The following is a 26,545-nucleotide window of genomic DNA, read 5'->3' as shown; positions in this document are numbered from 1 at the left end:
CCCTACCGGTCCCGGTGCGCGAGCTGGTCGGCCAGCACGGTCAGCGCGTCGCGCGCCTCGGAAGTGATCGGTGCCGCGTCGAGCGCCTTGGCGGCCTCACGCACCCGCTGGTCGATCATGTCCTCGACCTCGGCCAGCGCGCCGGTGTTGAGCAGGATCCCGCGCAGCTCGTCCGCCTGCTCCTCGGTCAGCTCCCGGTTGCCGTGCCAGCTACGCAGGTACGCGAGCTGCGCGGGCGTCGCCCGTTGGATGGCATGCGCGAACAGCACCGTGTGCTTGCCCTCGCGCATGTCGTCCAGGGCCGACTTGCCGGTGTCGGACGAGGAACCGAACGTGCCGAGCACGTCATCGCGGAGCTGGAACGCCTCGCCGAGCGGCAGACCGAAGCTCGAGTACGCCTCGAGCAGCGCGGGACCCGCCCCGGCCAGGGCGCCGCCGATCTGCAAGGGGCGCTCGACGGTGTACTTGGCCGTCTTGTAGCGGATCACCGTCAGCGCCGCCGAGACCGTGGCCCCCGCTCGGAGCTGGCCGAGGATGTCCAGGTATTGGCCGCTGATGACCTCGGTCCGCATGGCGTCGAACACGTGGTGGGCGCCGTGCAGCCGGGCCGGCTCCACGCCGCACGACGACAGCAGCGCGTCGGACCAGGCCAGGCTGAGCGCGCCGAGCAGGATCCCGCCAGCCTGGCCGAACGCCTCGGCACCTGGCCCCTCGTGCAGGTCGGCCAGGCTGCGGTGGATCGTGGAGCGCCCCCGGCGCAGGTCGCTGCCGTCCATGATGTCGTCGTGGATGAGCAGCCCGGCGTGGCAGAGCTCGAGCGCCGCCGCCGCGCTGATGATCTCGTCGCAGTCGTCGCCGCCGGCTCCCCGCCAGCCCCAGTAGCACAGCTGCGGGCGGATCCGTTTGCCGCCGCTGAGGATGAAGCTCGTCAGCAACTCATAGGCCGCCACCACGTCGGGATCGGAGATGGGCGCGCGCCAGTCGTCCAGGAATCCATTGAGCCGTCTGTCGATGCGAGGTCCCACGGGGTCTTGCCATCCGCCGACCACCATGCTGCTGGGCTCCTTCTGTAGAGCGTTCGCTACCAATAGTTAGTCATTGAATACGGAGGGTGTAAAGTCTCTTTTTGCTGACTCCCCCTGATGGCACCTGACGGTGTAATGCCCGGCGGAGCGGGCAGGGCGAAGAGTTGTCATGGGTCCAGAAGCGCGGCCCGCGTGTCGACGTGGTCAAACCCGGCGAATACGAGGAGCTTGTGATGCGCACCCTGCTGGCCCAGTCCTTCACCCTCGACGAGGTGACCGCGCTACGAGGTTCCGTGGCGGAGCGGGCGGCTGACTGCGGACTGAGCGGCGCGCGCCTGGAGGACTACATCCTCGCCGTACACGAGAGCGTCATCAACGCCGTGGAGCACGGCGGCGGGCGCGGCTACTTCACGTTGTGGACGAGCGACCGGATGCTCCGCTCGGAGACCAGCGACCAGGGCCCCGGCATCCCCGACGAGTACGTCGACGAGTGGCGGCGTCCTTCCGACGTCGCGTACGCCGGCCGGGGCATCTACCTCATCCGCACCCTGTGCGACGGCGCCAGCTTCCACAGCGGCTCCATGGGCACCACGGTCCAGCTCACCATGTGGCTGCCGCGACTGGCCCACCGGGCGCTGCAGGGCGCGCCGCTGAGACGTATCAGGGTGACGGCCGCGAGCACGAGGAAACGGCACAACGGTTTTCGGGCGTAACTATTTATCAGGCGTCAACCAAAATTCAACCGTGAACCAGCATGGTCAAGCCCCATGACTACGCAACAACTCTCTCAAGAGTCGACCGATATCCCGGCTCTCCCTCCAGAAGAGGAGCCGGAGCCGTCCGGCAGCGTCGTGAGCATGCTGGAGCGCATCGGCTCCGTGGTCGTCCCCGTGGGCGTCGGGCTCTACGCGATGCTGTACCTGGGCATCCAGCAGATGTACTGGGTCTTCGACATCAATCCCGAACAGGCGGGCATCGACCAGTCCGTCCTGCTCGGGCGGCTCATGGGCACGCTGATCATGCTGCTGCTCATCCTGCTGCCCGTGCTCGGCATCCTGGTGGCGGTGGGCTGGCTGCTCGACAAGGTGACGCGCGGCGCGGTGAACCGGGTCGTCCAGGGCATCAGGCGGCGGCCGTGGATCGCGGCCGTCCTCGCCGCCGGCTGGTGCGGCGTGACCTACCTGAGCACCACCTACCTGTTCACGATGGAGATCTCGGCGCTGCACGTGCTGGGCGCCCTGGTGCTCGGGATCCTGGCGTTCGTGGTGCCGTTCCGGCTGCTGCGCCGCAAGCCGGTCGGGCGGGCCGGGATGAAGGTGCTCGTGGGCGCGCTCACCGGCATCGGCCTGGGCATGGTGCTCCTCGTCGGGCTGCTCATGGGCGCGGGGGACGTGCGGACCACCGGGCAGGCCAACGACCTGCTGGGCCTGGTGGGGTTCCAGGACCAGTGGGTGGTGGTGAAGGACGGTGACGACAAGCCGCTGTACGACGGGCGCGACCTCATGCTGCTCGGCGAGAGCGACGGCGTCTACGTCTTCTACGACTGTGACTACATGACGACGTTCCGGCGGCCGGCGGAGTCGACGAACCTCGGGGACATCCGTCTCGACCCCGAGCGGGAGCCGGGCTACACCTGCGGGAGCCTGGTCAAGGACGAGGAGGCCAAGCCGAAGAAGAGCTGATCGGCCGGTCCGTCCGGGCTCGTTTCAGGCCGCGCCGGGGCCGCTGTTGCCCGTGAGGGGGCGGCGGTGGGGAGGTTCCGGCGGGGTCAGCGCGGCGGTGAGCGCGTCCTGGAGCGTGCGGTACACCGGCAGGTGCTCACCGATCCGGGTGATCTCGACGAGCCTGGCCGGCATGGACTGCAGTGCCGCCAGGCGGACGCTGCCGCCGTGCTGCCGGGAGTAGGTGTAGGTGTTGAGCAGCACCCGGAGCCCCGCGCTGTCCATGAACTGCACTTCCGCGAGGTCGAACACGAGATGGTCGCCGGGCCGCTGGCGGCACTCCCGGACGAATTCGTCGAGCCTGCTCTGGTTGGTGGCGTCCAGCTCGCCGCCGACGGCGATCACCGTCACGCCGGGCAGATGCTGGCAGGCGTATGTCAGCCAGGACATAAGGCGTTCCGCCGGCGAGGTCCGGCTGCGATCAGACACGGCTGCAAGGGAGGATAGCTCGCCATGCCTGCACGATAGTCGTTTCGTCGCGGGATAGCGGATCGAAGCCTGCCCTTTTTCCGAACAGCGATTCGCCGCTTGTTTGGCTATTTATCCGTTCAAAGCGGTGTCCAAGGCGACCCCAAACCTCGCGTAGAAAGCGTGCTTTGTGGATATGTGGGGTATTTGTCCACTTGGAGTCCGGTCGGCACGCCGGCCGGGCGACGGACGAGACTCGGGGGGATCGCCGTGGCAATGCAAACAGAGATCCGCAGCCTGCTCGGCAGCCGTGTCATGGGCGCGGACGGTGAGGAGATCGGGAAGGTGGGGCAGGTCTATCTCAGTGACAGTACGGGCGAGCCCGAGTGGGTGACCGTACGCACGGGGCTCTTCGGGCTGAAGCAGACGTTCGTGCCGCTGATGAACGCCCGCCGGTCGGGGGCGGAGATCCGTGTTCCCTTCGACAAGGAGACGATCAAGGAAGCGCCGAACATCGACATCGACGGCCGCCTCTCGCTGGAGGAAGAGGCCAGGCTCTACCGTCACTACGGCATCCGGGCGTCGGGCGTACCGTCCCAGCGCATGGCCGAGACGAACATCAGGGCGGAGCCGCGTCAGGTACATCTGTACAAGTACGTGGAGACCGAGATCGTCCCAGAGGCCATGCCGCTCGACAGGACCGAAACGGAGCCGACACCCGTCGACTACCTGCGCAGCCTCAAGGGGAAGAGACGGCCCGGCCAGGACCGCCGGGAGCCGGTTGCCATGGAACGGGTCGAGGTGGACAAGGAGCGCATGCCGCTCGACAGCGGCGACGACATGGGCGACAACGACGACCTCAACGGCTTCGACGACCGGCCACCGCTGCGGTGAAGACACGAAGGCCCAGGCCATCGGCCTGGGCCTTCGTCATGTCCGCCGGGGAGACGGACGGGCAGGCGTTCGTCAGGAGACCGGCGGATGCTCGGCCGTCAGTTGACGGGCGGGTAGGCGTTCCGGACCAGCTCCTGGAACTGGGCGGAGAACCACTGGCCGGACAGCGGTGCGTTGGGCAGCGCGCCCGTCAGGTTGTTGCCGTTGAGGCTGTTGCCCGTGTAGGTGGGGTCGCACATCCGGTCGAACTTCTTGCCCTCGTCGTTCGGGATGTCCGTGCTGGCGCCGTCCGACTCGCCGGGCGGCTTGACCCATACGTAGGCGTCCAGGCCGGCCTCGGGGCTGGCGGTCGGCCGCGCGCCGAGGCCCGCGCCGCTCTGGTTGCACCAGTTGCCGGCGTGGATGCGCCGGTCGATGCGTGACTGGTTGACGAAGGTGTCGAGGACGGTCGAGGTGCTCGGGCCGGTCGGGCGGGCGCTGCCGCCCCAGCCGTTGCGCGAGGTGTCGATCAGCATGCCGAGCCCCGACCTGAAGCCCTTGCCGATCAGCGCGGTGCGCAGGGCCTGGGCGAAGGACGACTCGTCCACGTACCAGTTCCAGTCGACCCACTTGGACTGCCGGACCGAGGTGCCGTTCACCGTGGTGTTGATGGTGAAGTACAGCTCCTTGGTCACGGAGGTGTTCGCGGTGTTGACGATGAAACCGTCCACGCTGTCCACCCCGGCGGTGGCGCCGGCGGCGGTGGAGTAGAAGAGGTTGACCGACGGGTTGAAGTTCGTGTCCCAGCCGAGCCAGGCGTGGTGGGCGGCGTCGATGTAGGTGTAGACGTTCGACATCGCGTGCAGCTTGTTCAGCGCGTACTGGACGCCCTGGACGTAGGCGCCGGTGGAGTTGGCCTCCGCGCACTTGGCGAAGCTCAGGTTGGTGATCAGGTTGGGCAGCGAGTCGGGCTCGATGATCGTGACGATCCGCAGGTTCGCGTACTTCGAGTCGCTCATGATGGCGGCGATCGGGTCGATGTACTCGGTCTTGTAGCGGTTGAGCCCGTTCTCCGCGATGAGCAGCTCGCCGTTGGAGGCCAGCGCCGAGCAGTCGCGGTTGGGCAGGTCGTAGATGACGAACTGGATGGTCAGCGGCGCGGAGCCGTTGGCGGCGTCCTGGGTGACGGCCGCGTCCAGATGCGCCCGCAGGCCCATGACCGACGAGCTGCCGGCGATGGCGGCGATCCGGTCCAGCCACACGGCGGTGGAGGTGTTGGACACCGCGGCACCGCCCGGCTCGGCGGCGGCCTTGGCCTTCCAGTTGGCGTTGACATAGCCGGTGGCGCCCGCGTACGGGTTGTCCACGTGTCCGGCGGGCGGCGTGCCGTCGTCGTCGGCCTCGGTGGCGGTGACCGTCCTGCTGGTCAGGCCGGTGGAGGCGACGGTGAAGGTCTGCGAGCCGTTGGTGGTGTCGGAGTCCTGGGCCGCGGCGATGGTCACGGTCTGGGCGGTGTTCCAGTTGGCGGAGGTGAAGGTGAGCGAGCCGCCCGAGCTCAACGTGAGGTCGGTGTCGCCGCTGCCGGCCGTGGAGGTGACGGTCAGGTTCGCCGACGGCTGGATGGCCGGCTTGACCGTGTAGGTGGCGGTGCCGCCTTCCGGCACGGTCACCGCGGCCGGGGTCACGACCAGCGACTGCGTCTGCGTGGTGTCGTCATCGACCTCGGTGGCGTTGACGGTGGCGGAGGTGACGCCGGTCCCGCCGACGCTGAAGGCGGCCGTACCGGCCGTGGTGTCGGAGTCCTGGGCCGCGGCGAGGGTCACCGTCTGGGCGGTGTTCCAGTTGCTCGGGGTGAAGGTGAGCGAGCCGCCGGAGCTCACGGTCAGGTCGGTGTCGCCGCTGGACCGCGTGGTCGAGACGGTCACGTTGGCGGTGGGGGCGGACGACAGCCGGGCGGTGAAGGTCGCCGTGCCGCCCTCGTTGACGGACACCGAGGTGGCGGAGGTGACCACCGAGGGCGTCTGCCCGTTACCGCCGCCACAGGTGACGTTGTTGACGGTGAAGGCGGCCGGGTTCGGGTTGGTGCCGCTCCACGTGCCGTTGAAGCCGATGTTGGTCGAGGCGCCGGTGGCGAGGTTGCCGTTGTACGACAGGTTCTGCCCGGTGACACGGGTGCCGGACTGGCTCCAGTTGGCGCCCCAGCCGGACGGGGTGTAGGTCTGGGTGGTCGTGGGGAAGTCGAAGGCCAGCGTCCACGCGGTGAGCGGGTCACCGAGGTTCTTGAGTGTGATGTTCGCGGTGAAGCCGCCCTGCCCCGGACTCGTCGTCCACGTGTTGGGCGTGTAGGCGACGTCGCAGGCGACCGCGGCTTGCGCGGCCGTGGTCTGGCCGGCGGCGAGCCCTAAGGCCGCCAGGCAGGCGGCGGTCGCGGTCACGGCCCATCTGCGCAGGCCGCGGTGGAGTTTCACGAGCAATCATCTCCAGGGAGCTAGGGCTGACGTATGGGAGCGCTCCCATATTGAGCCGTGCTCACGGGTGTGTACAGGGTGTGGTGAAGCGCGGCCGGGTCGCCTACCCCGGCATGCTCGCCGAACGCCCCGGAACGTCCATGAAACTTTCATGCCACGGCGCCAGGTGAGAGGAAATATACGGGTTACCGGGACGGCATTCCGTTGACATCTCCATACCGCCACCCACAATCCACTTTGGGAGCGCTCCCATCCACTACTCCCATGGAGACCTCGTGTCGTACACAATGCTCGCGCGCCTGAGAAGGCGGCTCGCACCGGCTTTCGTCCTTGTCCTCATAGCCGGGGTGACCACCGCGCTGACCGCCGCGCCCGCCAGCGCGGCCGTCGCCTGTGAGGTGACGTACACCACCAACGACTGGTCGGGCGGCTTCACCGCCAGTGTCACCATCAAGAACGTAGGTGACCCGATCAACGGCTGGACGCTCGGCTTCAGCTTCCCGACGACCACCCAGAAGCTCACCCAGGGCTGGAGCGCCACCTGGGCGCAGACCGCCCAGGCCGTCACCGCCAAGAACCTCGACTGGAACGGCAACCTCGCCACCGGCGCCTCCACCAACATCGGCTTCAACGGCACGTGGAGCGGCACCAACCCCAAGCCGACCGCGTTCACCGTCAACGGGATCACCTGCACGGGCGCCAACCAGCCGCCGACCGTGGCGCTGACCTCGCCGACCGCCGGGCAGACGTTCGTGGCGCCCGCCACGGTGCCGCTCGCCGCGACCGCCGCGGACGCCGGCGGCTCGATCGCCAAGGTCGACTTCTACCAGGGCACCACGCTGCTGAACAGCGACACCGCCGCGCCGTACGCCTACAGCTGGACGAACGTGCCCGCGGGCAGCTACTCGATCACCGCCAGGGCCACCGACAACCTCGGTGCGACCACCACCTCCGCGCCCGTCGGGATCACCGTGACGGCCGACTCCACGCCGGCGCTCGTGGTGAGCCCGACGAGTCTGTCCGTGCCGGAGACGGGCACCGCGGCGTTCGGCGTCCGGCTGTCGCGGGCGCCCACCGGCAACGTGACCGTCGCCACCGCGCGGACCAGCGGTGACACCGACCTCACGGTCTCCTCGGGCGGCAGCCTGACCTTCACCACCGCCAACTGGAACACCGCGCAGAACGTCACGCTGGCCGCCGCCGACGACACCGACACGACCGCCGGCTCCGCCACGTTCACGGTGAGCGCCACCGGCTACGCCTCGGTCGCGGTCGCCGCCACCGAGGCCGACAACGACCTGCCGGGCGGCGACAACGAGTACGTCAGGCGGTTCACCGAGCTCTACAACGAGCTGCACGACCCGGCCAACGGCTACTTCTCGCCCGAGGGCGTGCCGTACCATTCGCTGGAGACCTTCATGGTCGAGGCGCCCGACCAGGGGCACGAGACCACGTCGGAGGCGTTCAGCTACTACCTGTGGCTGGAGGCGGTCTACGGGCAGATCACCGGTGACTGGGCCAAGTTCAACACCGCCTGGGCCACGATGGAGAAGTACATCATCCCGGCCACGGCCGACCAGCCGACCAACTCGTTCTACACCCCGTCGAAGCCGGCCACGTACATCCCCGAGTCCACCTCGATCAGCAACTACCCCTCACCGCTGGACACCAGCGTGAGCGTGGGCAGCGACCCGATCGCCAACGAGCTGAAGACCGCGTACGGCACCGGTGACATCTACGGCATGCACTGGCTGCTCGACGTCGACAACACCTACGGCTTCGGCCGCTGCGGCGACGGCACCACCAAGCCCGCCTACATCAACACCTACCAGCGCGGCCCCGAGGAGTCGGTCTTCGAGACGATCCCGCAGCCGTCCTGCGACATGTTCACGCATGGCGGGCCCAACGGCTACCTCGACCTGTTCGTCAAGGACAGCTCGTACGCCAAGCAGTGGAAGTACACCAATGCCCCCGACGCCGACGCGCGGGCCGTCCAGGCGGCGTACTGGGCGCAGACCTGGGCCAAGGCGCAGGGCAAGGAGTCGCAGATCTCGGCGTCGGTCACCAAGGCCGCGAAGATGGGCGACTACCTGCGGTACTCGATGTACGACAAGTACTTCAAGAAGCCCGGCTGCACCAGTCCGTCCTGCGCGGCGGGCACCGGCAAGGACGCCTCCAACTACCTGCTCTCGTGGTACTACGCGTGGGGCGGCGCGACCGACGCGAGCGCCGGCTGGGCCTGGCGCATCGGCTCCAGCCACAACCACTCCGGCTACCAGAACCCGCTGGCCGCCTGGGCCCTGTCGAACGTCACCGAGCTCAAGCCCAAGAGCGCGACCGGCGTCACCGACTGGAGCACCAGCCTGACCCGCCAGCTCCAGTTCTACACCTGGCTGCAGTCGGCCGAGGGCGCCATCGCCGGCGGCGCGACCAACAGCTGGGAAGGCCACTACGGGACCCCGCCGACCGGTCTGCCCAAGTTCTTCGGCATGACCTATGACTGGCAGCCCGTCTACCACGACCCGCCGTCCAACCAGTGGTTCGGCTTCCAGGCGTGGACGATGGAGCGGGTGGCCGAGTACTACTACGCCACCGGCGACGCCAACGCGAAGGCGCTGCTCGACAAGTGGGTCACCTGGTCGCTGGCCAACACCACGATCAACGCGGACGGCACGTACCAGATCCCGTCCACGCTGCGCTGGACCGGTCAGCCCGCGGGCGACTTCAGCTCGGCGAGCGGCATGCCCGCCGCCAACCCGGGCCTGCACGTGAGCGTCGTGGACTACACCCAGGACGTCGGCGTGACCGGCTCCTACGCCAAGGCCCTGATGTACTACGCGGCCAAGGCCAACCACACGGCGGCCAGGACCACGGCCAAGGCGCTGCTCGACGGCGTCTGGAAGTACCGCGACGCCAAGGGTGTGTCGGTGCCGGAGACCAAGACGGACTACAAGCGCGTCGGTGACCCGGTGTACGTCCCGCCCGGGTGGAGCGGCACCATGCCGAACGGCGACCCGATCAACGCCAGCTCGACGTTCCTGTCGATCAGGTCCTTCTACAAGAACGACCCCGACTACGCGAGGGTCGACGCCTTCATCAAGGGCACGGGGCCGGCCCCCGTCTTCAACTACCACCGGTTCTGGGCGCAGGTGGACGTTGCCGTGGCCCTGGCCGAGTACGGACGGCTCTTCCCCTGAGCCGTCGCTCCATGATCGCCCCGCCTCGCCGCGTCCTGCCACGTCGGCGGGGCGGGTCCCCATCGAAAGGCCGCCCATGAGAACACGGCTCGCGGCGATGAACCGGACCGCCTGCACCGACAACGTGCGGGTGACCGGGTACGACGTCTACCGGGCGCCGGGCACGCTGCTCGGCCGGTCGGCGACCAACTCGATCACGCTGACCGGGCTGACCCCCGCGACCGCCTACGGGCTGAACGCGAGCACCGCCTGCGGCTTCCAGGCCGGCCGCCCGAACGGCCAGACGACCGTGCCGTCCGGCTACACCCGCGCGAAATGACCCCCGGACCGGCCGGTGCGGCGACCTCGCCACACCGGCCGGTCAACGCCCGCGAATCGACCGGTAGACATCGACCGGTAGATGAGGAGGTGGTGCTCAACCGTCACTGACGCAACCGTTCCATGACACCATCCCGCCCGGATGGCGTGGACGCGGCCGGCCGCGAGACCAACTGCCCTGCCGGCCGCGTCCGCATGTGAGGCGACGCCGCTCATCGGGCCGCCACCAGGGCGAACCTCCGGCGGGCCGCCTCGATCGCGTCGTCGTCGGCGAACTCGCCGAACGCCTCTTCGTGATACCGCTCGGGTATCACCTGCCGGACCCGCTCGGGGTAACCGGCGCCCGGCGTGGGCACCCGTACCAGAGGTGGATCGCCGAGCCGGACGGCGATCGGGCCCGAGGCGCGCACCGACATCGCCCACCCGGTCCCCGGACCGGTGATGGCGCACATGTGGCGGGCATAGACCCACTTCACCTGCGCCATCGTGGTCGCGTCCGCCGGGTCGTAGCCGAACGGGTCGACCGCGCACACGACGCGGCCCGCCTGCTCGCCGAACTCGTGCCCGTGTTCGTGGTGCTCGGTCGGTGTGGATTTCTCAAGAATGTCCGTCACCTGAGCGCCGAGCTGAGCGCGCAGCTCGGACCGCCCCACCTGGTGCATCCCCACGAACAGCGCCACGCCGGCGACGGGGATCAGGGCCACGACGGCGATCGCCGCGGCCCTTCTCGTCCTGACCTCTTCCAGCATGCGCGTGACCTACGGGGAGGTGCAGGTCAGCGTGGGTGCGGGGTTGGGGGCGGTGCCCGTGGCGTTGAACCCGAACGAGGTGGTCGCGTTCGCCGCGAGCTGCCCGTTGTAGGAGGCGTTGGTGACCGCGACGTTGGGCGGTTGCCCGGTCAGCACGCCGTTCCATGGGGACCCGTCGAAGGCCTGTCCTCCGGTGTAGGTCCACTTGACGGTCCAGCCGTTGATCGTGCTGGTGGCGGTGTTCTTGACGGTCACGGTGGCCTGGAAGTGCCCCGGCCAGCCGGGGTTGTCGGCCGCGCTCCAGGTCGCCGCGCAGGCGCCGGGAACCGGGGTCGGAGTGATGGTCGGCGTGGGGGTGCCGCTCCCGCTGCCCGGGCCCACGCCGGTGACCTGGCCGTTGCCGCCGTCGAAGACGACGTCGGCGCAGCTGAAGAAGTTCTCGTTGCTGTCGGAGCGGACCCAGCGGGTGTAGATGATGTGCCGGCCGGTCTTGCCGGACGGGAGCTGGGCGTTCCAGTAGTAGTAGTTGAGCGCGCCGGGCCCGCCGGTCTTCGGCGGGTTGGTGACGCTGCCGAACGACTCCAGATCGGACCACTTGAGCGCGGCGTCCGGGTTCCAGCCGTTCTTGGTGACGTAGTAGTAGAACGTGCCGGGGTGCTCGGCCCAGTTGCTGTGGCGCATGGTGATGGACGCGCCCGAGGTCAGGTGGGTCTGCGGCCAGTCGGAGCGGACGGCGTTGTAGGCGGTGAAGTCGTACGGGCCGCCGGTGCCGCCGCTGCACAGTTGCCCATCGGGGATGAAGCCCGTGGTGCGGCCGGCGGCGTCGGAACGGAGCACGGCGAACCAGTTGTACAGAGGCGTGGCGCCGCTCTGCGCGACGGCCGCCGCGCAGGCCGGGTTGTAGGAGATGATCTGGCCGTTCTCCCTGAGCCCGTCCTGCCAGCACAGGAACGTACGGGCGCCGGGGAACATCGTGACACCGTGCGCCTGCGCCTGGGGAGCCACCAGGGCGGAGGCGAGCAGCGTCGCGACCAGAGCGGCGGCGAAGGCCGCCGACCGGATGAATCTCATGGGGAATCCCTTGTTCGGTGCGACAGAGACCCCGCCCACGACCTGCCCGCCCGGCAGCTAACCGGATTGAAGCACGCGGCCCCTGACCCGGCAACGCGGCGTGAAACTTTCACCGCCGCACGCCGGTGGCATGCCTGGTCGCCCGTACAGGGATGCCACTCGGCGTGTGCCCGTGCTTGCCGTGGGTCTGCCCGAGCCGTGATGCTGCGAGGTGGGAGCGCTCCCAACTCTCCTTGGTCAGAGAACGGGAGCAACATGCCATGAGGCGCGTCCACATCCACCTGATCATCGCCGCGATCGGCTCGATCATCGCCGCGGGACTGTTCGCCGTGCCGGCCCACGCCGCTCCGGTGATCTGCGAGAAGTGGGGGTCGGCCACCATCCAGAGCGGCCGGTACATCGTCATGAACAACCTCTGGGGCGCCGACACGGCCCAGTGCATCGACGTCAACCAGAACGGCGGTCTCACCGTCACCCAGGCGGCCCACAACAAACCCACCAACGGGGCGCCCGCCTCCTACCCGGCGATCTACGCCGGCTGCCACTACGCCGCCTGTACGACCGGGAGCGGTCTGCCCATGCAGGCCAGCGCGAGCGGCTTCGGCAATCTGCGGACCAGCGTCAGCATGAGCTACCCGAGCGCGGGCACCTGGGACGCGGCCTACGACCTCTGGTTCGACCCGACCCCGCGCACCGACGGGCAGAACACCGGGGCCGAGATCATGGTCTGGCTCAACAAGCAGGGCTCCATCCAGCCGGTCGGCTCGCCCGTCGGCACCGTGAGCCTGGCCGGCGGCACCTGGCAGGTCTGGTTCGGCAACACCGGCTGGAACGTGATCTCCTACGTCCGCACCTCGGCGACGTCCTCGCTCGACTTCGCCATCGACACCTTCTACGCCGACGCGGTCAGCCGGGGGTACGCCCAGCGGACGTGGTACCTGACCAGCGTGCAGGCCGGATTCGAGCCCTGGGTCGGCGGGACGGGGCTGGCGGTCAACGCGTTCTCGTACACCACCTCGGGAGGCGGCACCGACACGACGCCGCCGACCGCGCCGTCCGGCCTGACGGCGTCGGGCACCACGTCGAGCGGCACGAACCTGTCGTGGACCGCCGCCACCGACTCCGGCGGCAGCGGGCTCGCCGGGTACGACATCCTGCGGGCGACCGGCACCGGCGCCTTCGCCACGGTCGGCACGAGCACCACCACCTCCTACGCCGACAGCGGCCTGAGCCCGAGCACGACCTACCGCTATCAGGTGCGGGCCCGGGACGGCGCGAACAACGTGTCGCAGGAGTCGGGCACGGTCAGCGTGACCACCCTGTCCGGTGGTGGTGGGGGCGGCTGCTCGGCCGTCGCGACCGTACAGAACGCCTGGGGGAGCGGCTACGTGGTGCAGCCCGTGACCGTGACCAACACCGGCACGGCCGCGAAGAGCGGCTGGACGGTCACGTTCACGCTGCCCGCCGGGCACACCGTCACGGGCTTCTGGAGCGCGAGCCTCACGGTCAGCGGGCAGACCGTGACAGCCAGGAACCTGTCGCACAACGGCACGCTGGCGCCCGGCGGGAGCACCGCCTTCGGCTTCCAGGCGAGCCGGCCCGACGGGAACACGCAGGTGCCGTCGGGGTACGGCTGCGGCTGACCGCGCACGAGGGGTACGGCCCGGCCGTACCCCTCACTCTGGGCCGTGGGCGGTGGCGATCTCGTCCAGGCGGGCCTGGAGCTCCGTACGGCAGGCCGGCGTGAGGCGGCCTTCGCGCTCGCGGTCGGCGAGTTTGCGCTTCAGCTCCGCCATGCCCGGTCCGATGGGGCCGGGAGTGTCGAGCACGCGCCGCAGGATCTGCTGAAGGTCCAGCGTGACGTCCTGGTCGGTGGCCCGGCACGCTTCGCCGCCCGCCAGCGTTCCGTGGAACCCGTCCACCGCCTGCCGGATCGTGGCCGAGCGCCGGCCGGACGGTCGCGTGGTGGCCGTGGTGACGGCGGTAGCGTCGGACGGTCGCGTGGTGGCCGTGGCGTCGGTGGAGAGCTGCGGGCCGGTCGTGGTGTCGGCGGACAGCCGGGGGCCGGTCGTGGTCCCGGGGGAGCGCCGGAGGGTGGCCGTGGCGTCGGTGGAGGAGCGGGGGGTGACCGGGATCCCGGCGGACGGCGACGGTGGCGTGGGCAGGCCGATCGGGCCGTTGAGCCACAGCAGCGAGGACAGCGCGATCACGCCCGCTCCGGCGACGGCGAGGCCGCGCCGTACCTGCCGGCCGAGCGCGGCGCCCGCGAGCGCGGTGGCCAGGGAGTCCGCGATCTCCGCCGCCGTCGGCCGCCGCGCGGGGTCGTGCGCCAGGCAGTTCCGGCACAGCGTGGCGATGCCGTGCGGCGCGCCGGTCACCCGCGGTGGCGGCGACGTACGGTGGGCGGCCTCGATCTGCTCCCAGGTGGTCTCCGGGTAGGGCGTACGACCGGTGAGCATGGCGAACAGCAGCACCCCGAGCGCGTACACGTCGACCGCCGGGTGGGTGGGCGCGCCGGCCAGCCGTTCGGGGGCGACGTAGGGCGGGGTGCCCCGGTCGTCGTCGGGGTCGCCGGGCGAGGCCGCGATCCCGAAGTCGAGCAGCTTGGGCCCGGACGCGGTGAGCAGCACGTTGTCGGCGGTGACGTCCCGGTGGACCAGGCCGCGGGCGTGCCCGTCGCGCAGCGCCCGCGCCAGCCGCAGGGCGATGGCGGCGGCCTCGGTCCAGGGCAGCGGCCCCTCGGCGATGCGCTCGCCGAGCGTGGTGCCGTCGAGCAGCGGCATCACCACGTAGGCCGCCACCTCGCCGTCCTCCGTCACGGTCTCGCCGTAGTCGTAGATCTCGATCACGTCCGGGTGGAGGAACCGGGCGGCGGCCCGGGCCTCACTGCGTACGCGGACGCGCTCGCCGAGTCCGGCCTGGAGCGAGGCGGTCAGCACCTTGACCGCGACCAGCCGGTGCAACGACTGGTCGAAGGCCCGCCAGATCACCGACATGCCGCCGTGGGCGAGGGGGTCCAGCAGCAGGTATCGGCGGGCCAGGACGTCCCCCGGGTCAAGCCGACTCACGGATGACCAGTTCCGTGGGGAGGACGGGGTCGATGCCGGTCGTCCCGGCCAGCAGCAGCCGGGTGGCGACCATCGCGAGCTCCTCGACCGGCTGCCGGACCGTGGTCAGCGCCGGAACGGTACGCCGGGCGACGGGGGCGTCGTCGAAGCCGATCACCGCTACGTCCGCGGGGACCCGGCGACCGGCGCGGCGCAGGGCCTGGATCGCGCCGGCGGCCATCAGGTCGGAGGCGGCGAAGACCGCGTCGAGTCCGGGGGCGTGGCGCAGCAGCCACTGCATGGCGTGCGTGCCGGAGGCGGCGGTGAAGTCCCCGTAGGCGACGGGCACCTCCGTCGCTCCGGCGGCGCGCAGCGTACGCGCCAGCCCTTCGAGCCGATCTCGTGCCCCCGGCAGGGACGGCGGGCCGCCGATGGCGGCGATCGCCCGGCGGCCCGACAGCAGCAGGTGCTCGGCGGCTTGCCGGCCCCCGTCCAGGTTGTCCACGTCGACGTAGGGCAGCTTGAGGTCGTGTGGGGGGCGGCCGATGTTCCGCACCGGCACGCCCGACGTACAGAGCTTGATGGCCAGGGGATGGCGTTCCCTGGCGCCGATGAGGAGCACCGCTCCGCCCAGTTCGGGGAGCGTGGACGCGGTCGGGGTCACCGTCGTCACCATGAGCTGCGTGCCGTCCTCGGCCAGTACGGCACCGGCGGCCGACAGCAGCCTGGCGTAGTAGGGCTCGGAGAACAGGCGGGGTAAGTGGTCGCAGACCACCGCCGTGACCCCGGCGGCCGGTCCTCTGGCCACCGATCCCCTGGGTGCGCGATGGCGCACGTATCCCATGCGGGACACCGCGTCGTAGACCTGCCGGCGGGTCGAGGTGCTGACCCGTACGGAGCCGGTGAGGACCCTGGAAGCCGTCGCGGGCGATACCCCCGCTTCGGCCGCTACCTGTGCCAGTGTGGGCTGCTCAGACATGGGAGCACCTCGCGGAAGATCCTGGGAGCGCTCCCACGTTACCAATGTTTCGCCGCTGTTAACAGGGCGATTTGACAGTGTTGTCAGCACGAGACCCGCGAGCACGGGGTGCGCGCGGGTCTCGGAACGCCATATCGGCTAGTGGGGGAGGGTGTCGTCGATGACGGGGTTCTGCGGGTCCGTCTCGGTGTCGTCGTCCGGCGTCTGCCGTACGGGAGCGCAGCCCTGACCGCAGCCGCCGAAGCGAGCGGAGTTGATCGGCTCGAACGGGGTGGGATCGATGTCCTTCAGCGCCACCAGCATGGTGTCCTTCCAGATCGGCCCCGGCACGCTCGCGCCGAACACCTCGCCGAAGTATCGACCACCGATGGTGACGTTGTTGAGCTTGTACTTCTGGGCGCCCCGGATGTCGCCGATGCTCACCGCGCCGGCCAGGTCGGGGGTGAACCCGGCGAACCACGCGGTGGCCTGGGCGTCGGTGGTGCCGGTCTTGCCTGCGGCGGGCCGGCCGATGCCGCCGACTCCTCGCATCGTGCCCTTGGTGAACACCCCGCTCAGGACGTTCGCCGTGGCGTCCGCGACCTCGGGGTCGAGCGCCTGGCGGCACGTGGGGTCGTACTTCTTGACCTTGCCGTCGCGGTCGGTGATCTGGGTGACGGCCATCGGCGCGCAGTACTTGCCGCGGGCCCCGATGGCGGCGTAGGCGTTCGCGACCGTGATCGGGTCCATCTCGTTGATCCCGAGCGTGAAGGTCTCGTATTCCTGCAGCGGGCCGCCGTCTGCCCGCTTGATGCCCAGCGACTGGGCGGTCTTGATGGTGTCGCAGAGACCGACGCGCTGCTCCAGCGTCAGGAAGAAGGTGTTGACCGAGCCCCAGGTGCCGGTCTGCAGTGACTTGAAGCCGGTGCCGCCCTCGTCGTTGGTGACGGTGTGTGACGGGTCGCCGATGTTCTCGCCCTTGCAGTTCTTGAACGAGGAGTAGTAGGGGGCCCGGTAGCCGCTGCCGACGGTGAAGCCGTCGTTGATCTTCATGCCCTTCTTGAGGGCGGTGATCAGGGTGAACGTCTTGAAGGTCGAACCGGGCTGGAAGCCGGTGCCGCCGCCGTGGGCCACGTCGGCCACCACGTTGAGCGACAGTTGGTGCTTCCGCTTGGACGTGCCGTACTGCCTGCTGACCGCCATCGCCTTGATCGCCCCGGTGCCCGGCTGGATCAGGGCCTCGCTGGCGATCGGGTTGTCGGTGGCGAAGACGTGCTTCTTGATGGCCTTGTCGGCCGCCGCCTGCATCTTGGGGTCGATCGTGGTCTTGATCTGCAGGCCGCCCCGGCTGAGCAGCGCGGTGCGGATCTTCTTCGTCTTGCCGAAGATCGGGTTCTTGATGATCTCGTTGCGTACATACACGCAGAAGTAGGGGTACTTGCTGGCCTCGCAGCCGCCGGGCAGCGGGGTGCCCTTGTAACCGAGCTTCTTGGCCTTGGCCTCCTCGGCCTCCGCCGGGGTGATCTTGCCCAGCTCGGCCATCCGGGCGAGGACGACGTTGCGCCGGTCCAGCAGGCGCTGCCGGTATTTCTTGCCGAGGTTGGGGTCGGTCTGGTTGGGGTCCTGCACAGCTCCGGCCAGGGTGGCGGCCTGCGCAAGGCTGAGCTCGGAGGCGTGCACGCCGAAGAACCGCTTGGCCGCGGCCTCCACCCCGTAGGCGCTCGCCCCGAAGTAGGCGATGTTCAGGTATTTCTCAAGGATCTGGTCCTTGGTGTACTTCTCCTCGATCGCCATCGCGTAGCGCAGCTCGTTGAGCTTGCGGCCGTAGGTGGCCTCCAGCGCCTTGTTCTTGTCTTCCTCGGTGGTGGCGTTGTTGAGCAGCACCTGCTTGACGTACTGCTGGGTGATGCTGGAGCCGCCCTGTGCGACCCGGCCGGTCCCCAGGTTCTTCGCCAGGGCGCGGATCGTGCCCTCGATGTCGATCGGGCCGTGTTCGTAGAACCGGTAGTCCTCGATCGAGATGATCGCCTTCTTCATGACGTCACCCATGTCGGCGAGCTTGATGACGTCGCGATACTGCTCGTAGAACTGGGCGATCTCGTTGCCCTTGGCGTCCAGGATCTCGGTCTTCTCAGCGGGCGGAGGCTCCAGGAGATCCGCGGCCTTGAGATTGAGCTCCGCGGAAGCGGTCTTGAACAGCGCCCCCGCGCCCCCCACGGCAGGCAGGGCGATGGCGGCCACCAGCACACCCGCGGCCGCTCCCGCTCCGGCAAGACGCGCGATACTCCTGGTAATCACGTCGATCCCCCTATTGCTATTAGGATTCATCCTATAGGCATTAGGTAGCGGGGCGGACGATGCGTAAGAGACTAACGCGGCAAACGACGATAGACGGCGCGATCGCCTTTGCCGACGAGCACGGCATCGACGCGCTGTCCATCAGCGCCCTGGCCCGGCACCTGGGCGTGGCGGCGCCCAGCTTGTACGTCCACCTGCCCGGCGGGCTGCGTGACCTGCGGATCGCCCTGTCCGTCAAGGGCCATCGCGACCTCGCCGACCGCTGCCGCCGCGCCGCCACCGGCCGGTCGGGGGCCGATGCCTTGCGTGCTCTTGCCCACGCCCAGCGAGCATATGCACGCGAGCACCCGGCCCTGTACGCGGCCACCACCTTCGCGGTGGACGGCTACGACGACGATGAGGTACGCATCGCCGCCGACGAGGCGGCGGCCGTCACCACCGACATCCTGGCGGTCGGCTCGCTGACCGGAGCCGCCCGCGTACACGCCGCCCGGGGCATCCGCAGCGCGGTCCAGGGGTTCTGCGCGCTGGAGGCGGCCGGGCTGTTCGCGGTGCGGGTCTCGGTGGACGAGAGCTTCGCCTGGCTGGTGGACGCGCTGGTGACCAAGACCATGGAGGCCACCGCGCTGTCCACGGGGGCCACCGCCGTTTGGGAGAGTGGGCCTCGGCCGACCTGATGGGAGCGGCGGTGACGGCCCCCGTCGCGAGCTCCCCTGCCAGAAAGTTTGGGGTGATCAGGCGGGCTTTGTCGAGTATTTCGAAGATTCTGAAAGTGCCGCCCACCGCCGCGCGCCGCATGGGCATGTCCCGGGTCCGCGTGTGACAGCAGAGGCTTGATACTGGGGGAATGGCGATAGACGCGGCGCTCGTGGCCCGGCTGTTCGACCTCGGCGAGCCGCGCTCCGAGCCCGTGCCGCTGGTGGGCAACGGCACGGCGGGCGCCTGGAGGCTCGACACCGGGACCGGCCGATGGGTGGTCAAGGCCGCCAGGGCGGCGGAGCCTTGGGAGTTCGCGGCCATGCGGGACTCGGGTGACCTGGAGCGGGCCGCGCTGTCGGCCGGCGTCCGCGTGGCGCGCCCGCTGGAACCCCGGGGCGAGTCCGCCGGCTACTGGGCGGCCGTCCCCGGCGGATCCGAGTACGTGCGGGTGAGCGAGTGGACGCCGGGCCGGCAGCCGTGCATTCCAGCCGACAAGTGGCTGGCCGAGTGGCTGGGAGAGAGCGTCGCGGCGATGGCCGCGGCCGTCCCGCCCGCCGCCGTCGACCAGGGACGGGGCTATTCGCTGCGCGACCTGCCCGAGTGGCGGGAGCGGCTCGGGCGGGCGGCGGCCGTCATCGGGCCCGTGCCGGCCGGGCGGCTCCTGGCCGCGGTCGAGGAGGGGACCGCGATCGTCGAGGCGGGCCTGGCGACCGCCCCCGGCTTCGTGCTCTGCCATCGCGACATCAGCTTCAGGAACATCCTGCTCACCGGCCGGGGCCCGGCGTTGATCGACTTCGACCTCGCCGGGCCGGAGGTGCCCTGGTGGGAGCTCGTCCACTTCGCGTTCCTGCTGGCCTGCACCAGTCTCGGCGACGACGAGCCCGAGCCGGCGCTGATCGAGGCCGCCGTGTCCGCCTACGCCGAGCGGGGCGGCCAGGTGGGGACGGCCGAGGCGGTCGCGTTCACCGGGCTGCTGCGCGGCATGCTGGAGTGGGCCGCTTACAACCTGGCGCTCGCCGGCCCGCCCGGCCGGGGCGACGTGGTGAAACCGTCCGTGCGTGCCGAGGCGGTGGCCCGGCTCGCGGAGGCGGCCAAGGTGCTGCCCGTGATCGTACGATCCATCGATCGCTGGGCGAATCTCCTGGAGAGTGCATCAACGTGAGCGACATCCTCATCCCGGTCCGGCGCATCGGCCGCCGCGAGTTCGACTTCGCGCGCCAGGTGGCCATCATGGCGATCGTGAACAGGACGCCCGACTCCTTCCACGACAAGGGCCGGACGTTCGAGCTGGCCAGAGCCGTCGAGGCGGCGCGGGCGGCGGTCGCGGCGGGCGCCGACTGGGTGGACGTCGGTGGGTTCGCGTTCAGCGCGGATCAGAACGGCATCGGCGTCGGCGAGGAGATCGACCGGGTGGTCCCCGTCATCGCCGAGATCCGGGGTGTGACGGACGCCGTCATCTCGGTCGACACCCACCGGGCCGAAGTGGCGCAGGCGGCCCTGGCGGCCGGCGCCGACGTCATCAACGACACCAACGGGCTGCGCGGGCCCGGCATGGCGCGGGTCGCGGCGGAGAGCGGCGCGACCGTGATCGTGACCCACAGCCTCGGGGGCCCGGGGAAGGCGGTCGCCAGGCCGTCGTACGGCGACGTCGTGGCGGAGGTCGCGGCCTTCCTGCGCGAGCGCGTGCGGTTCGCGCTCGACGCCGGCATCCACACTGAGCGGATCATCATCGATCCCGGGCACGACCTGAACAAGAACACCTTCCACTCGCTGGAGCTCACGCGCAGGCTCGACGAGATCACCTCGATCGGCTATCCGACCCTGGTCGCCCTGTCGAACAAGGACTTCATCGGCGAGACCCTCGGCCGCCCGCAGGACGAGCGGACGGAGGGCACGATCGCCGCGAACGTGATCGCCGTCCTGCGGGGCGCCCGGATCCTCCGCGTGCACGACGTGCCCGCCACGGTCGCGGCCGTGCGGATGACCGAGGCCATCCTCGGCTGGCGCGCGCCGATCGCGCCCCGGCATAATCTGTGAAGGTGGAGGGCCTCACATGACAGAGCGCAAACCGGGCGGGATGAGCTTTGAGTCGTGGATCGACCGGCAGATCCGCGAGGCGACCGAGCGCGGCGAGTTCGACAATCTGCCCGGTGCGGGCAAACCCCTTCCCGATCTCGACAAGCCGTACGACGAGATGTGGTGGATCAAGCAGAAGGTGCGCAGCGAGGGCCTGTCGATGCCGCTGCCCCCGACGCTCGCCCTGCGCAAGGCCGCGGAGGAGGCGCTCGCCGAAGCCGCGGGCGCCAGGTCGGAGACCGAGGCGCGGCGGATCGTCGAGGAGATCAACGCCAGGATCCGCGAGGCCATCAGGACCGGACTGCAGGGCCCGCCGCTCAACCTGATGCCCTACGACGTCGAGCGCGTCGTCTCCGAGTGGCGGGACCGTCAGGGCCGTTAGCGGGTCCAGTAGCTGTCGTTGATGGGCTCGCGGCTCAGCAACTCGGCGAACAGGTCCTCCCATAAGGGCATCACCGAGTCGGCCTCGTAGTTCCCGGCCGTCCGCCTGGCCGCCGCGCCCATCCGCAGCCGCAGCGCCTTGTCGGACATCAGCCGGTCGAGGGCGCGGGCCAGTCCGCCGATGTCCTCTGACGGCACCAGCAGCCCGTCCTTGCCCGAGGTGAGCACGTCGGCGGGCCCGGTGGGGCAGTCGAACGCGGCGACCGGCAGCCCGTGCCCCATCGCCTCGATCATCACCATCGGCAGCCCCTCGAAGCGGGACGAGAGCGCATAGATCGACGCGCCGGCCAGCTTCTCGTCCATGCGATCCGTCCGGCCCATCAGCTGCACCCGGTCCTCCAGACCGAGCTCGGAGATGAGCGCGCCGAGCTCGGCCTTCCTGGGGCCGCCGCCGTAGACGCGCAGCCGCCAGTCGGGATGCCGCTCCGCCGCCTTCTGGAAGGCCGGGATGAGCAGGTCGAAGCCCTTCTGCTTGACCAGCCGCCCGGCCGCCACCACGACCGGGTTCACCTGCTTGGAGACCTGCCCCGTCGCGTGCACCGCGTTGGGGATGCGCACGATGGGCGTGCCGGGCAGCAGGATGCGGTACTCGACCTGGTTCGTCTTGGTCAGCACGACGATCGCGTCGAACCGGCCGTAGTAGCGGGCGATCTCCCGCTTGATCGTGTCGGGGTAGGCGCCGAGGTTCATGTGGTCCTGGGCGACGCATATGACGCTCTTGGGGGTACGGCGGGCGGAGATCAGGTTGAGCGCGGGCCGGGTCGTGACCAGGATGCCGCCTTCGAGGCCCGAGACGTAGTCGATGACCGCCTTCTCCACGCGTTCGGTGAAGTAGTCGGCGGCGAACTCCCCGAAGGGCACGATCTTGCCGCGCATCCTCCGCCACAGCTTGCGGCCCAGCGAGTCGGCCGGGACGCCGTCACGCTGGTCGGCCAGGGGCACCAGCGTCACCCGGGGGTCGACGTGGAACCGCGGCTTGTCCTTGCGCCGCACGGCACTGGCGATCTCCACCTCGTGCCCGAGCGCGGCCATCGCGTTGGCCTGGGTGATCACGGTGCGGATGGTGCCGCCCTGACCATAGGCATGCAGCAGTAGATAACGGATCTTCATGAATATCCCCAGCTCCGGCACATGGCGCGGAGCGTCTCGGGCACCTCCTCAGGTGCGGGAAGGTCGCGGCCCGGCTGCACGCTGCCGGAGCGGATCTTGTCCTGCCAGTCCCCGAGACCCTTCTTGAGCACGCCGGGCCGGCCGTAGGCGAGCATCTCCTGCTCCCAGGGGACGCTCAGGAACTCGCAGATGGATCTCGTCTCGCGCTCGGGGTCCGCGGTCAGGTCCTCATAGCGCACGGTCAGGCCGGTGAGGCCCTTCCTGGCCCGCTGGACCGCCTTCATGTAGCGCAGGGCGTCGGCCGCGGCCTGTTCGCGGTCGCGTTTGTCCGGGTCGGCCTCGTACCAGGAGGCGGCGATGGAGGCGGGATGGCGCAGCAGGAAGATGAAGCGCGCGTCGGGCCAGCAGATGGCGATGCGCTGGTAGGCGAAGGCGTTGGCCGGGGTCTTGTCCACGATGTGCCGCTTGCCGCTGCGGACCAGCTCGCGGTGGAGCACCCGGTCCCAGAGCAGATGCTCAAGATCGCACCGGTTGTGACCGAGCGCCGTCATCGACCGCTCCGCCAGCGACGTCCCGAACTCGACCGCGAGCCGGCGCACGTGCAGCTCGTGCGGGGCGTGGATCAGGGAGTGAGCGTCGAGCATCGAGCGCAGCAGGGTGGAGCCCGACCTGACCGGCGACAGGATGAACACCGGCTCGCTCAACAGCCTGTCGGCGGGGTCGGCGGGCGGCCTCGCCGGGCTCTCCGGAGCCGCCTTTCTGACCCGCGAGAACTGGACGCCGGCGTATTTGCCGAGCGCCTCGTTGAACTTGTGCTGCCAGGTCATGCGCTTGGAGGTTACCCAGCGTTCCTGGCAATTGGCTGGCAGCGGGCGCTCAGCGAGCTACGTGGGCATGGGCGTGTCGTTTCCTGACAGGGAATCGACTATTACTTATAGTCGAGCAAGATCGCTGATCCGGCCCTAACCGCAGCGACGCCGGCGGGTCCCTCTGGGACGACTGAACGTCCGGCGGCCAATACCGGCCCGATGTCCGCACCGCGGGCACCGGGCCGGTGGTCTTTATGCGGTGTGCTCGTGCGGTGGGCGGGGTGGTGAAGAGCGCGTTAACTCCTGTGGGCGGGCAGGTGAGCGGGCTCGGCGAGCGTACGTACGCGCCATAGGGTCGCATCCGCGGGCGGGACCCGCGCAGGCGGACGAGGAGGAACCCGATGGCGCGCGATTACCCCACATCGGTGCCCTACCGGGCGGGCATCGACGGCTACCACACGTTCCGGATCCCGGCGGCGGTGGTGACCCGGGCAGGCACGATCCTGGCGTTCGCCGAGGGGCGGCACGGCTCGGCCGGAGACTCGGGCCATATCGACATCGTGCTCAAGAGGTCGGCCGACGGCGGTGCCACGTGGGACGGGCCGCGGGTGGTCGCCGCGGAACCGCACCGGGGCACCGCGGGCAACCCCGCCCCCGTCGTGACCCGCGACGGGCGGATCGTCCTGGTGTTCGTGCGCAACGGGCCCGCGGCCACCGAGGAGAAGATCAGGCGCGGCCAGGTCGCCGCCGCCGACGGCCGCCGCGTGTACGTCCAGTCGAGCGACGACGACGGCCTCACCTGGTCGGCGCCCCGCGAGATCACCTCCAGCGTGAAGCGGCCGAAGTGGCGCTGGTACGCCACCGGCCCCGGCCACGCGCTCGAACTCGGGCGCGGGCCGCACGCGGGCCGCATCGTGGTCCCCGCCAACCACTCCCTGTCTCCGACCGGCGCCGACAACGGCACGGAGGGCAAGTACAACGGCGGTCACGCCCTGCTGAGCGACGACGGCGGCGCCTCGTGGCGCATCGGGTACGTCGACGACAACCCCGACGGCTACCTCAACATCAACGAGTCGACGGCCACCGAGCTGCCGGACGGCCGGGTCTACGTCAACTCCCGCACCGACTCCACCGCTCCCGGCAACCGGGCCGACGCCTACTCGGCCGACGGCGGTCAGACGCTCGACGTCCCGTTCCGCCCGCAGGCCGGGCTGGTCTGCCCGGTCGTGGAGGGCAGCGTGCTGCAATGGGACGAGCCGGACATCCTGCTGTTCTCCGCCCCAGGGGCGCCTGACGCCAGGGCCGTGATGACGGTGCGGGCGAGCACGGACGGCGGTGTCACCTGGCGGGCCGTGCACACGGTGTCAGGCCTGCCCGCGGCCTACTCGGACCTGGTCAGGGTGGACGCGGACACGGTCGGACTGCTGTACGAGACGGGTGATACCAGCCCCTACTCCACCATCGCCTTCCGCCGCGTCCCCGTCGGCGAGCTCACGACCCCGTGACCCGGCTCTCGAGCCAGGGCCGCAGGATCGGCAGGACGTTGGGGGCCTGCATCGCCTGCGTGTGGTCGAGGCCGTCGAGCACGCGCACCTCCCAGCCGAGCGATTCGAGCTCGGCCCGCCTGCTGAGGATCGGTCCGGCGATGTCCACGGTCACGCCGCCCCACCGCTCGCTGTACTCGATCTTGTCGGCCGAGCCCGCGAAGCACAGGCGGGGGCAGCTCAGGCCCGTCTGCGCCGCCCGGTCGTCGAAACCCCGCAGTCCCTCGTAGAGCGTGACGAACTGCCGGGTCTGGGCCTCCGTCAGGGTGACCTCGACGGAGTCCCAGTCGTAGGCCTCCGTCGGCTCCTTCTTCTGTTGTGGCGCGGGGCTCTGGCCGGACATCTCGTGGGTGGCCATGGTCACGCGGAGCATCTCCGCGTACGGTCCGCCGAGCGGCGGGAAGCCGCCCATGACGAGCGCCGACAGCCGGTCGGTCCTGATCGCGAGCTGCAACCCGCTGAGCGCGAGCCAGGAGTAGCCGTAGTAGGTGAACCGGGCCGCGTCCACGGCGTCGGCCACCGCGAGCAGGTCGGCGGCGATGTTGGCCGGGGTCAGGGTGTCCGGCTTGGGGGTGGACATGACGTGGCCCTCGTAGTCGAAGGCGACCACCCTGAAGGCGTCCGCCAGGCCGTCGATGAGGGACCGGCCGAGTGCGGGGTCGACGCCCCACTCGCGCATCGCGTCGGCCTGGGCGCCTTCGACCGGCACCGGGTTGACCGGCAGCAGCAGCGTCGGGCCCTGGCCGTGGACCGCCAGCTCGATGGTGCTTCCGTCGTGCAGTTTCGCCTCGGGCATCGGGGCTCTCCTTCTAACTCCATACGCTGTAAACCAATGCTGGTCGTACAATAGCTTATGCCGTAAGGAGATGCCACGGCGGACTTGGACGATGGGCTGATTCCGCAGTACGCTCAAGCATTCCATTATTCGGAATTTGCTAGGAGTACTCATGGCCGAGACCCAGTCACCGGTGGGAAGCGTCGACCGCGCCCTGCTGATCCTCCAGGAGATCGGCAAGCACAGCCGGGGGGTGACGCTCGACGAGCTGGCCACCCGGCTCGGCCTGCCGAAGAGCTCGCTCCACCGGCTGCTCGGCGCGCTCAAGCACCGCGGGTTCGCCGCGCAGCCGGAGCCCAGCGGGCCGTACTTCCTCGGCACCGAGATGCTCGCCACGGCCTTCAGGTTCTACGAGACCATGGATCTGCGCACGCTGGTGCGCCCGTTGCTGCTGCGCCTGAGCGACGAGTTCGCCGAGACGGTGCACATGGCCATGCTGGACGGCGGCGAGGTCGTCTACCTCGACAAGGTCGAGGCGGTGCGGTCGATCACGATGACCTCCGTGGTCGGCGGGCGCAACGCGGCCCACTGCACGGGCGTGGGCAAGGCGCTGCTGGCCTGGACCTACCCGACCGACGAGGCGATCAAGGCGTGGGCGGAGCGCTACGGCCCGCTGGCGACCAGGACCCGCAACACGATCACGAACCCGGCCAAGCTGGCCACCCACCTTGACCAGGTCCGGCAGCGCGGCTACGCGCTCGATCTGGAGGAGAACGAGCCCGGCGTGCGCTGCGTGGCCGCCCCGGTCTTCCTGGGGCGGACGGCTCCGGTCGCCGCGGTGAGCGTGACCGCGATCAAGGACAGGATGTCGCCGGCCCGGCTGGAAGAGGTGGGCCACAACCTGCGGCGGGCGGTCGCCGAGCAGGTCTGACGGGTTGACAGTCCGATCTTCCTGATG

The 26,545-nt window shown here is 69.9% G+C and carries 23 protein-coding genes; 12 read left to right on the top strand and 11 right to left on the bottom strand.

Features of this window, described 5'->3' with window-relative positions; genetic code table 11:
• Nucleotides 1-2: 2 nt before the first annotated feature.
• Nucleotides 3-1,052 carry a polyprenyl synthetase family protein gene (locus tag KLK06_RS52935; RefSeq protein ID WP_250907434.1) on the bottom strand — a complete coding sequence of 350 codons (1,050 nt, stop codon included), beginning with the start codon at nt 1,050-1,052 and terminating at the stop codon, nt 3-5.
• 206 nt (nt 1,053-1,258) lie between these two features.
• Between KLK06_RS52935 and KLK06_RS52930 the strand changes: the two genes are divergently transcribed.
• Both KLK06_RS52930 and KLK06_RS52925 read left to right on the top strand, forming a co-directional pair.
• Entirely contained in the window at nt 1,259-1,738 is a 480-nt protein-coding gene (locus KLK06_RS52930) for an ATP-binding protein (protein WP_214643470.1), read from the top strand.
• 144 nt (nt 1,739-1,882) lie between these two features.
• On the top strand, nt 1,883-2,707 hold the full coding sequence (locus KLK06_RS52925; protein WP_214643469.1) for a hypothetical protein: 825 nt from the start codon (nt 1,883-1,885) through the stop codon (nt 2,705-2,707).
• A 24-nt stretch (nt 2,708-2,731) separates the two neighbouring features.
• On the opposite strand, the gene KLK06_RS52920 is transcribed toward KLK06_RS52925, so the two are convergent.
• Nucleotides 2,732-3,136 carry an STAS domain-containing protein gene (locus KLK06_RS52920; RefSeq protein WP_214643468.1) on the bottom strand — a complete coding sequence of 135 codons (405 nt, stop codon included), beginning with the start codon at nt 3,134-3,136 and terminating at the stop codon, nt 2,732-2,734.
• Nucleotides 3,137-3,430: 294 nt separating this feature from the next.
• On the opposite strand from KLK06_RS52920, the gene KLK06_RS52915 reads away from it, so the two are divergent.
• Nucleotides 3,431-4,048: a PRC-barrel domain-containing protein gene (locus tag KLK06_RS52915; protein WP_250907453.1), complete on the top strand. Its 618-nt coding sequence runs from the start codon at nt 3,431-3,433 to the stop codon at nt 4,046-4,048.
• Nucleotides 4,049-4,146: 98 nt separating this feature from the next.
• Here the strand turns inward: KLK06_RS52915 and KLK06_RS62805 are convergent, their stop codons facing one another.
• Nucleotides 4,147-6,495: a glycoside hydrolase family 6 protein gene (locus tag KLK06_RS62805; RefSeq protein ID WP_308168881.1), complete on the bottom strand. Its 2,349-nt coding sequence runs from the start codon at nt 6,493-6,495 to the stop codon at nt 4,147-4,149.
• 287 nt (nt 6,496-6,782) lie between these two features.
• Here KLK06_RS62805 and KLK06_RS52905 point away from each other — a divergent pair, with 287 nt between their 5' ends.
• Both KLK06_RS52905 and KLK06_RS52900 read left to right on the top strand, forming a co-directional pair.
• On the top strand, nt 6,783-9,692 hold the full coding sequence (locus KLK06_RS52905) for a glycoside hydrolase family 48 protein (protein WP_214643492.1): 2,910 nt from the start codon (nt 6,783-6,785) through the stop codon (nt 9,690-9,692).
• Nucleotides 9,693-9,768: 76 nt separating this feature from the next.
• Nucleotides 9,769-10,011: a hypothetical protein gene (locus tag KLK06_RS52900; RefSeq protein WP_214643466.1), complete on the top strand. Its 243-nt coding sequence runs from the start codon at nt 9,769-9,771 to the stop codon at nt 10,009-10,011.
• A 211-nt stretch (nt 10,012-10,222) separates the two neighbouring features.
• On the opposite strand, the gene KLK06_RS52895 is transcribed toward KLK06_RS52900, so the two are convergent.
• Together KLK06_RS52895 and KLK06_RS52890 are read right to left on the bottom strand one after the other, a co-directional pair.
• A complete protein-coding gene (locus tag KLK06_RS52895) occupies nt 10,223-10,759 on the bottom strand; it encodes a hypothetical protein (protein WP_214643465.1) in 537 nt (178 codons plus the stop codon).
• 9 nt (nt 10,760-10,768) lie between these two features.
• The gene (locus tag KLK06_RS52890; RefSeq protein ID WP_214643464.1) at nt 10,769-11,830 is read right to left on the bottom strand and encodes a lytic polysaccharide monooxygenase; all 1,062 of its coding nucleotides are present in this window, start codon (nt 11,828-11,830) and stop codon (nt 10,769-10,771) included.
• A gap of 260 nt (nt 11,831-12,090) precedes the next feature.
• Between KLK06_RS52890 and KLK06_RS52885 the strand changes: the two genes are divergently transcribed.
• Nucleotides 12,091-13,473, top strand: coding sequence for a cellulose binding domain-containing protein (locus KLK06_RS52885; RefSeq protein ID WP_214643463.1), 1,383 nt, complete (start codon nt 12,091-12,093; stop codon nt 13,471-13,473).
• A gap of 33 nt (nt 13,474-13,506) precedes the next feature.
• Here the strand turns inward: KLK06_RS52885 and KLK06_RS52880 are convergent, their stop codons facing one another.
• The 3 genes from KLK06_RS52880 to KLK06_RS52870 form a co-directional block, all read right to left on the bottom strand.
• Nucleotides 13,507-14,898, bottom strand: a complete 1,392-nt coding sequence (locus KLK06_RS52880) for a serine/threonine-protein kinase (protein WP_214643462.1) — start codon at nt 14,896-14,898, stop codon at nt 13,507-13,509.
• On the bottom strand, nt 14,885-15,856 hold the full coding sequence (locus tag KLK06_RS52875; protein ID WP_214643461.1) for a LacI family DNA-binding transcriptional regulator: 972 nt from the start codon (nt 15,854-15,856) through the stop codon (nt 14,885-14,887). Before KLK06_RS52875 ends, KLK06_RS52880 begins: the two co-directional genes overlap by 14 nt.
• 138 nt (nt 15,857-15,994) lie before the next feature.
• The gene (locus KLK06_RS52870) at nt 15,995-18,133 is read right to left on the bottom strand and encodes a transglycosylase domain-containing protein (protein WP_308168879.1); all 2,139 of its coding nucleotides are present in this window, start codon (nt 18,131-18,133) and stop codon (nt 15,995-15,997) included.
• A 59-nt stretch (nt 18,134-18,192) separates the two neighbouring features.
• Between KLK06_RS52870 and KLK06_RS52865 the strand changes: the two genes are divergently transcribed.
• The 4 genes from KLK06_RS52865 to KLK06_RS52850 all read left to right on the top strand — a co-directional run bounded on the left by KLK06_RS52865 (nt 18,193) and on the right by KLK06_RS52850 (nt 21,290).
• A complete protein-coding gene (locus KLK06_RS52865) occupies nt 18,193-18,810 on the top strand; it encodes a TetR/AcrR family transcriptional regulator (protein ID WP_214643459.1) in 618 nt (205 codons plus the stop codon).
• A gap of 170 nt (nt 18,811-18,980) precedes the next feature.
• Nucleotides 18,981-19,994, top strand: a complete 1,014-nt coding sequence (locus tag KLK06_RS52860) for a phosphotransferase family protein (RefSeq protein WP_214643458.1) — start codon at nt 18,981-18,983, stop codon at nt 19,992-19,994.
• On the top strand, nt 19,991-20,869 hold the full coding sequence (gene folP, locus KLK06_RS52855; RefSeq protein ID WP_308168878.1) for a dihydropteroate synthase: 879 nt from the start codon (nt 19,991-19,993) through the stop codon (nt 20,867-20,869). The genes KLK06_RS52860 and folP overlap by 4 nt, the downstream gene beginning before the upstream one ends.
• A 16-nt stretch (nt 20,870-20,885) precedes the next feature.
• Nucleotides 20,886-21,290 carry a DUF1992 domain-containing protein gene (locus KLK06_RS52850; RefSeq protein ID WP_214643457.1) on the top strand — a complete coding sequence of 135 codons (405 nt, stop codon included), beginning with the start codon at nt 20,886-20,888 and terminating at the stop codon, nt 21,288-21,290.
• Here KLK06_RS52850 and KLK06_RS52845 read toward each other — a convergent pair.
• Together KLK06_RS52845 and KLK06_RS52840 are read right to left on the bottom strand one after the other, a co-directional pair.
• Nucleotides 21,287-22,459: a glycosyltransferase family 4 protein gene (locus KLK06_RS52845; protein WP_214643456.1), complete on the bottom strand. Its 1,173-nt coding sequence runs from the start codon at nt 22,457-22,459 to the stop codon at nt 21,287-21,289. The genes KLK06_RS52850 and KLK06_RS52845 overlap by 4 nt on opposite strands.
• The gene (locus KLK06_RS52840) at nt 22,456-23,286 is read right to left on the bottom strand and encodes a sulfotransferase (RefSeq protein ID WP_214643455.1); all 831 of its coding nucleotides are present in this window, start codon (nt 23,284-23,286) and stop codon (nt 22,456-22,458) included. Before KLK06_RS52840 ends, KLK06_RS52845 begins: the two co-directional genes overlap by 4 nt.
• Before the next feature lie 383 nt (nt 23,287-23,669).
• On the opposite strand from KLK06_RS52840, the gene KLK06_RS52835 reads away from it, so the two are divergent.
• Entirely contained in the window at nt 23,670-24,773 is a 1,104-nt protein-coding gene (locus KLK06_RS52835) for an exo-alpha-sialidase (RefSeq protein WP_214643454.1), read from the top strand.
• Here KLK06_RS52835 and KLK06_RS52830 read toward each other — a convergent pair.
• Entirely contained in the window at nt 24,760-25,608 is an 849-nt protein-coding gene (locus KLK06_RS52830) for an alpha/beta fold hydrolase (protein ID WP_214643453.1), read from the bottom strand. The two genes, KLK06_RS52835 and KLK06_RS52830, sit on opposite strands and share 14 nt — an antisense overlap.
• Before the next feature lie 151 nt (nt 25,609-25,759).
• On the opposite strand from KLK06_RS52830, the gene KLK06_RS52825 reads away from it, so the two are divergent.
• Nucleotides 25,760-26,518 carry an IclR family transcriptional regulator gene (locus tag KLK06_RS52825; protein ID WP_214643452.1) on the top strand — a complete coding sequence of 253 codons (759 nt, stop codon included), beginning with the start codon at nt 25,760-25,762 and terminating at the stop codon, nt 26,516-26,518.
• Nucleotides 26,519-26,545 lie beyond the last annotated feature (27 nt).

It is taken from the genome of Nonomuraea sp. NEAU-A123 (assembly GCF_018603905.1).
Lineage (GTDB): Bacteria > Actinomycetota > Actinomycetes > Streptosporangiales > Streptosporangiaceae > Nonomuraea.
Note: the sequence above shows the minus strand (reverse complement) of the source record. Positions and strands in the feature narration are given on the sequence as shown.

Coding starts and splice junctions, on each gene's coding strand:
- KLK06_RS52885 (WP_214643463.1), top strand. CDS start 12,091: ATGAGGCGCGTCCACATCCACCTGATCATCGCCGCGATCGGCTCGATC.
- KLK06_RS52835 (WP_214643454.1), top strand. CDS start 23,670: ATGGCGCGCGATTACCCCACATCGGTGCCCTACCGGGCGGGCATCGAC.
- KLK06_RS52860 (WP_214643458.1), top strand. CDS start 18,981: ATGGCGATAGACGCGGCGCTCGTGGCCCGGCTGTTCGACCTCGGCGAG.
- KLK06_RS52900 (WP_214643466.1), top strand. CDS start 9,769: ATGAGAACACGGCTCGCGGCGATGAACCGGACCGCCTGCACCGACAAC.
- KLK06_RS52925 (WP_214643469.1), top strand. CDS start 1,883: ATGCTGGAGCGCATCGGCTCCGTGGTCGTCCCCGTGGGCGTCGGGCTC.
- KLK06_RS52905 (WP_214643492.1), top strand. CDS start 6,783: ATGCTCGCGCGCCTGAGAAGGCGGCTCGCACCGGCTTTCGTCCTTGTC.
- KLK06_RS52890 (WP_214643464.1), bottom strand. CDS start 11,830: ATGAGATTCATCCGGTCGGCGGCCTTCGCCGCCGCTCTGGTCGCGACG.
- KLK06_RS52840 (WP_214643455.1), bottom strand. CDS start 23,286: ATGACCTGGCAGCACAAGTTCAACGAGGCGCTCGGCAAATACGCCGGC.
- KLK06_RS52895 (WP_214643465.1), bottom strand. CDS start 10,759: ATGCTGGAAGAGGTCAGGACGAGAAGGGCCGCGGCGATCGCCGTCGTG.
- KLK06_RS52875 (WP_214643461.1), bottom strand. CDS start 15,856: ATGTCTGAGCAGCCCACACTGGCACAGGTAGCGGCCGAAGCGGGGGTA.
- KLK06_RS52930 (WP_214643470.1), top strand. CDS start 1,259: ATGCGCACCCTGCTGGCCCAGTCCTTCACCCTCGACGAGGTGACCGCG.
- KLK06_RS52850 (WP_214643457.1), top strand. CDS start 20,886: ATGACAGAGCGCAAACCGGGCGGGATGAGCTTTGAGTCGTGGATCGAC.
- KLK06_RS52935 (WP_250907434.1), bottom strand. CDS start 1,052: ATGGTGGTCGGCGGATGGCAAGACCCCGTGGGACCTCGCATCGACAGA.
- KLK06_RS52865 (WP_214643459.1), top strand. CDS start 18,193: ATGCGTAAGAGACTAACGCGGCAAACGACGATAGACGGCGCGATCGCC.
- KLK06_RS52915 (WP_250907453.1), top strand. CDS start 3,431: ATGCAAACAGAGATCCGCAGCCTGCTCGGCAGCCGTGTCATGGGCGCG.
- KLK06_RS52825 (WP_214643452.1), top strand. CDS start 25,760: ATGGCCGAGACCCAGTCACCGGTGGGAAGCGTCGACCGCGCCCTGCTG.
- KLK06_RS52845 (WP_214643456.1), bottom strand. CDS start 22,459: ATGAAGATCCGTTATCTACTGCTGCATGCCTATGGTCAGGGCGGCACC.
- KLK06_RS52830 (WP_214643453.1), bottom strand. CDS start 25,608: ATGCCCGAGGCGAAACTGCACGACGGAAGCACCATCGAGCTGGCGGTC.
- KLK06_RS52920 (WP_214643468.1), bottom strand. CDS start 3,136: ATGTCCTGGCTGACATACGCCTGCCAGCATCTGCCCGGCGTGACGGTG.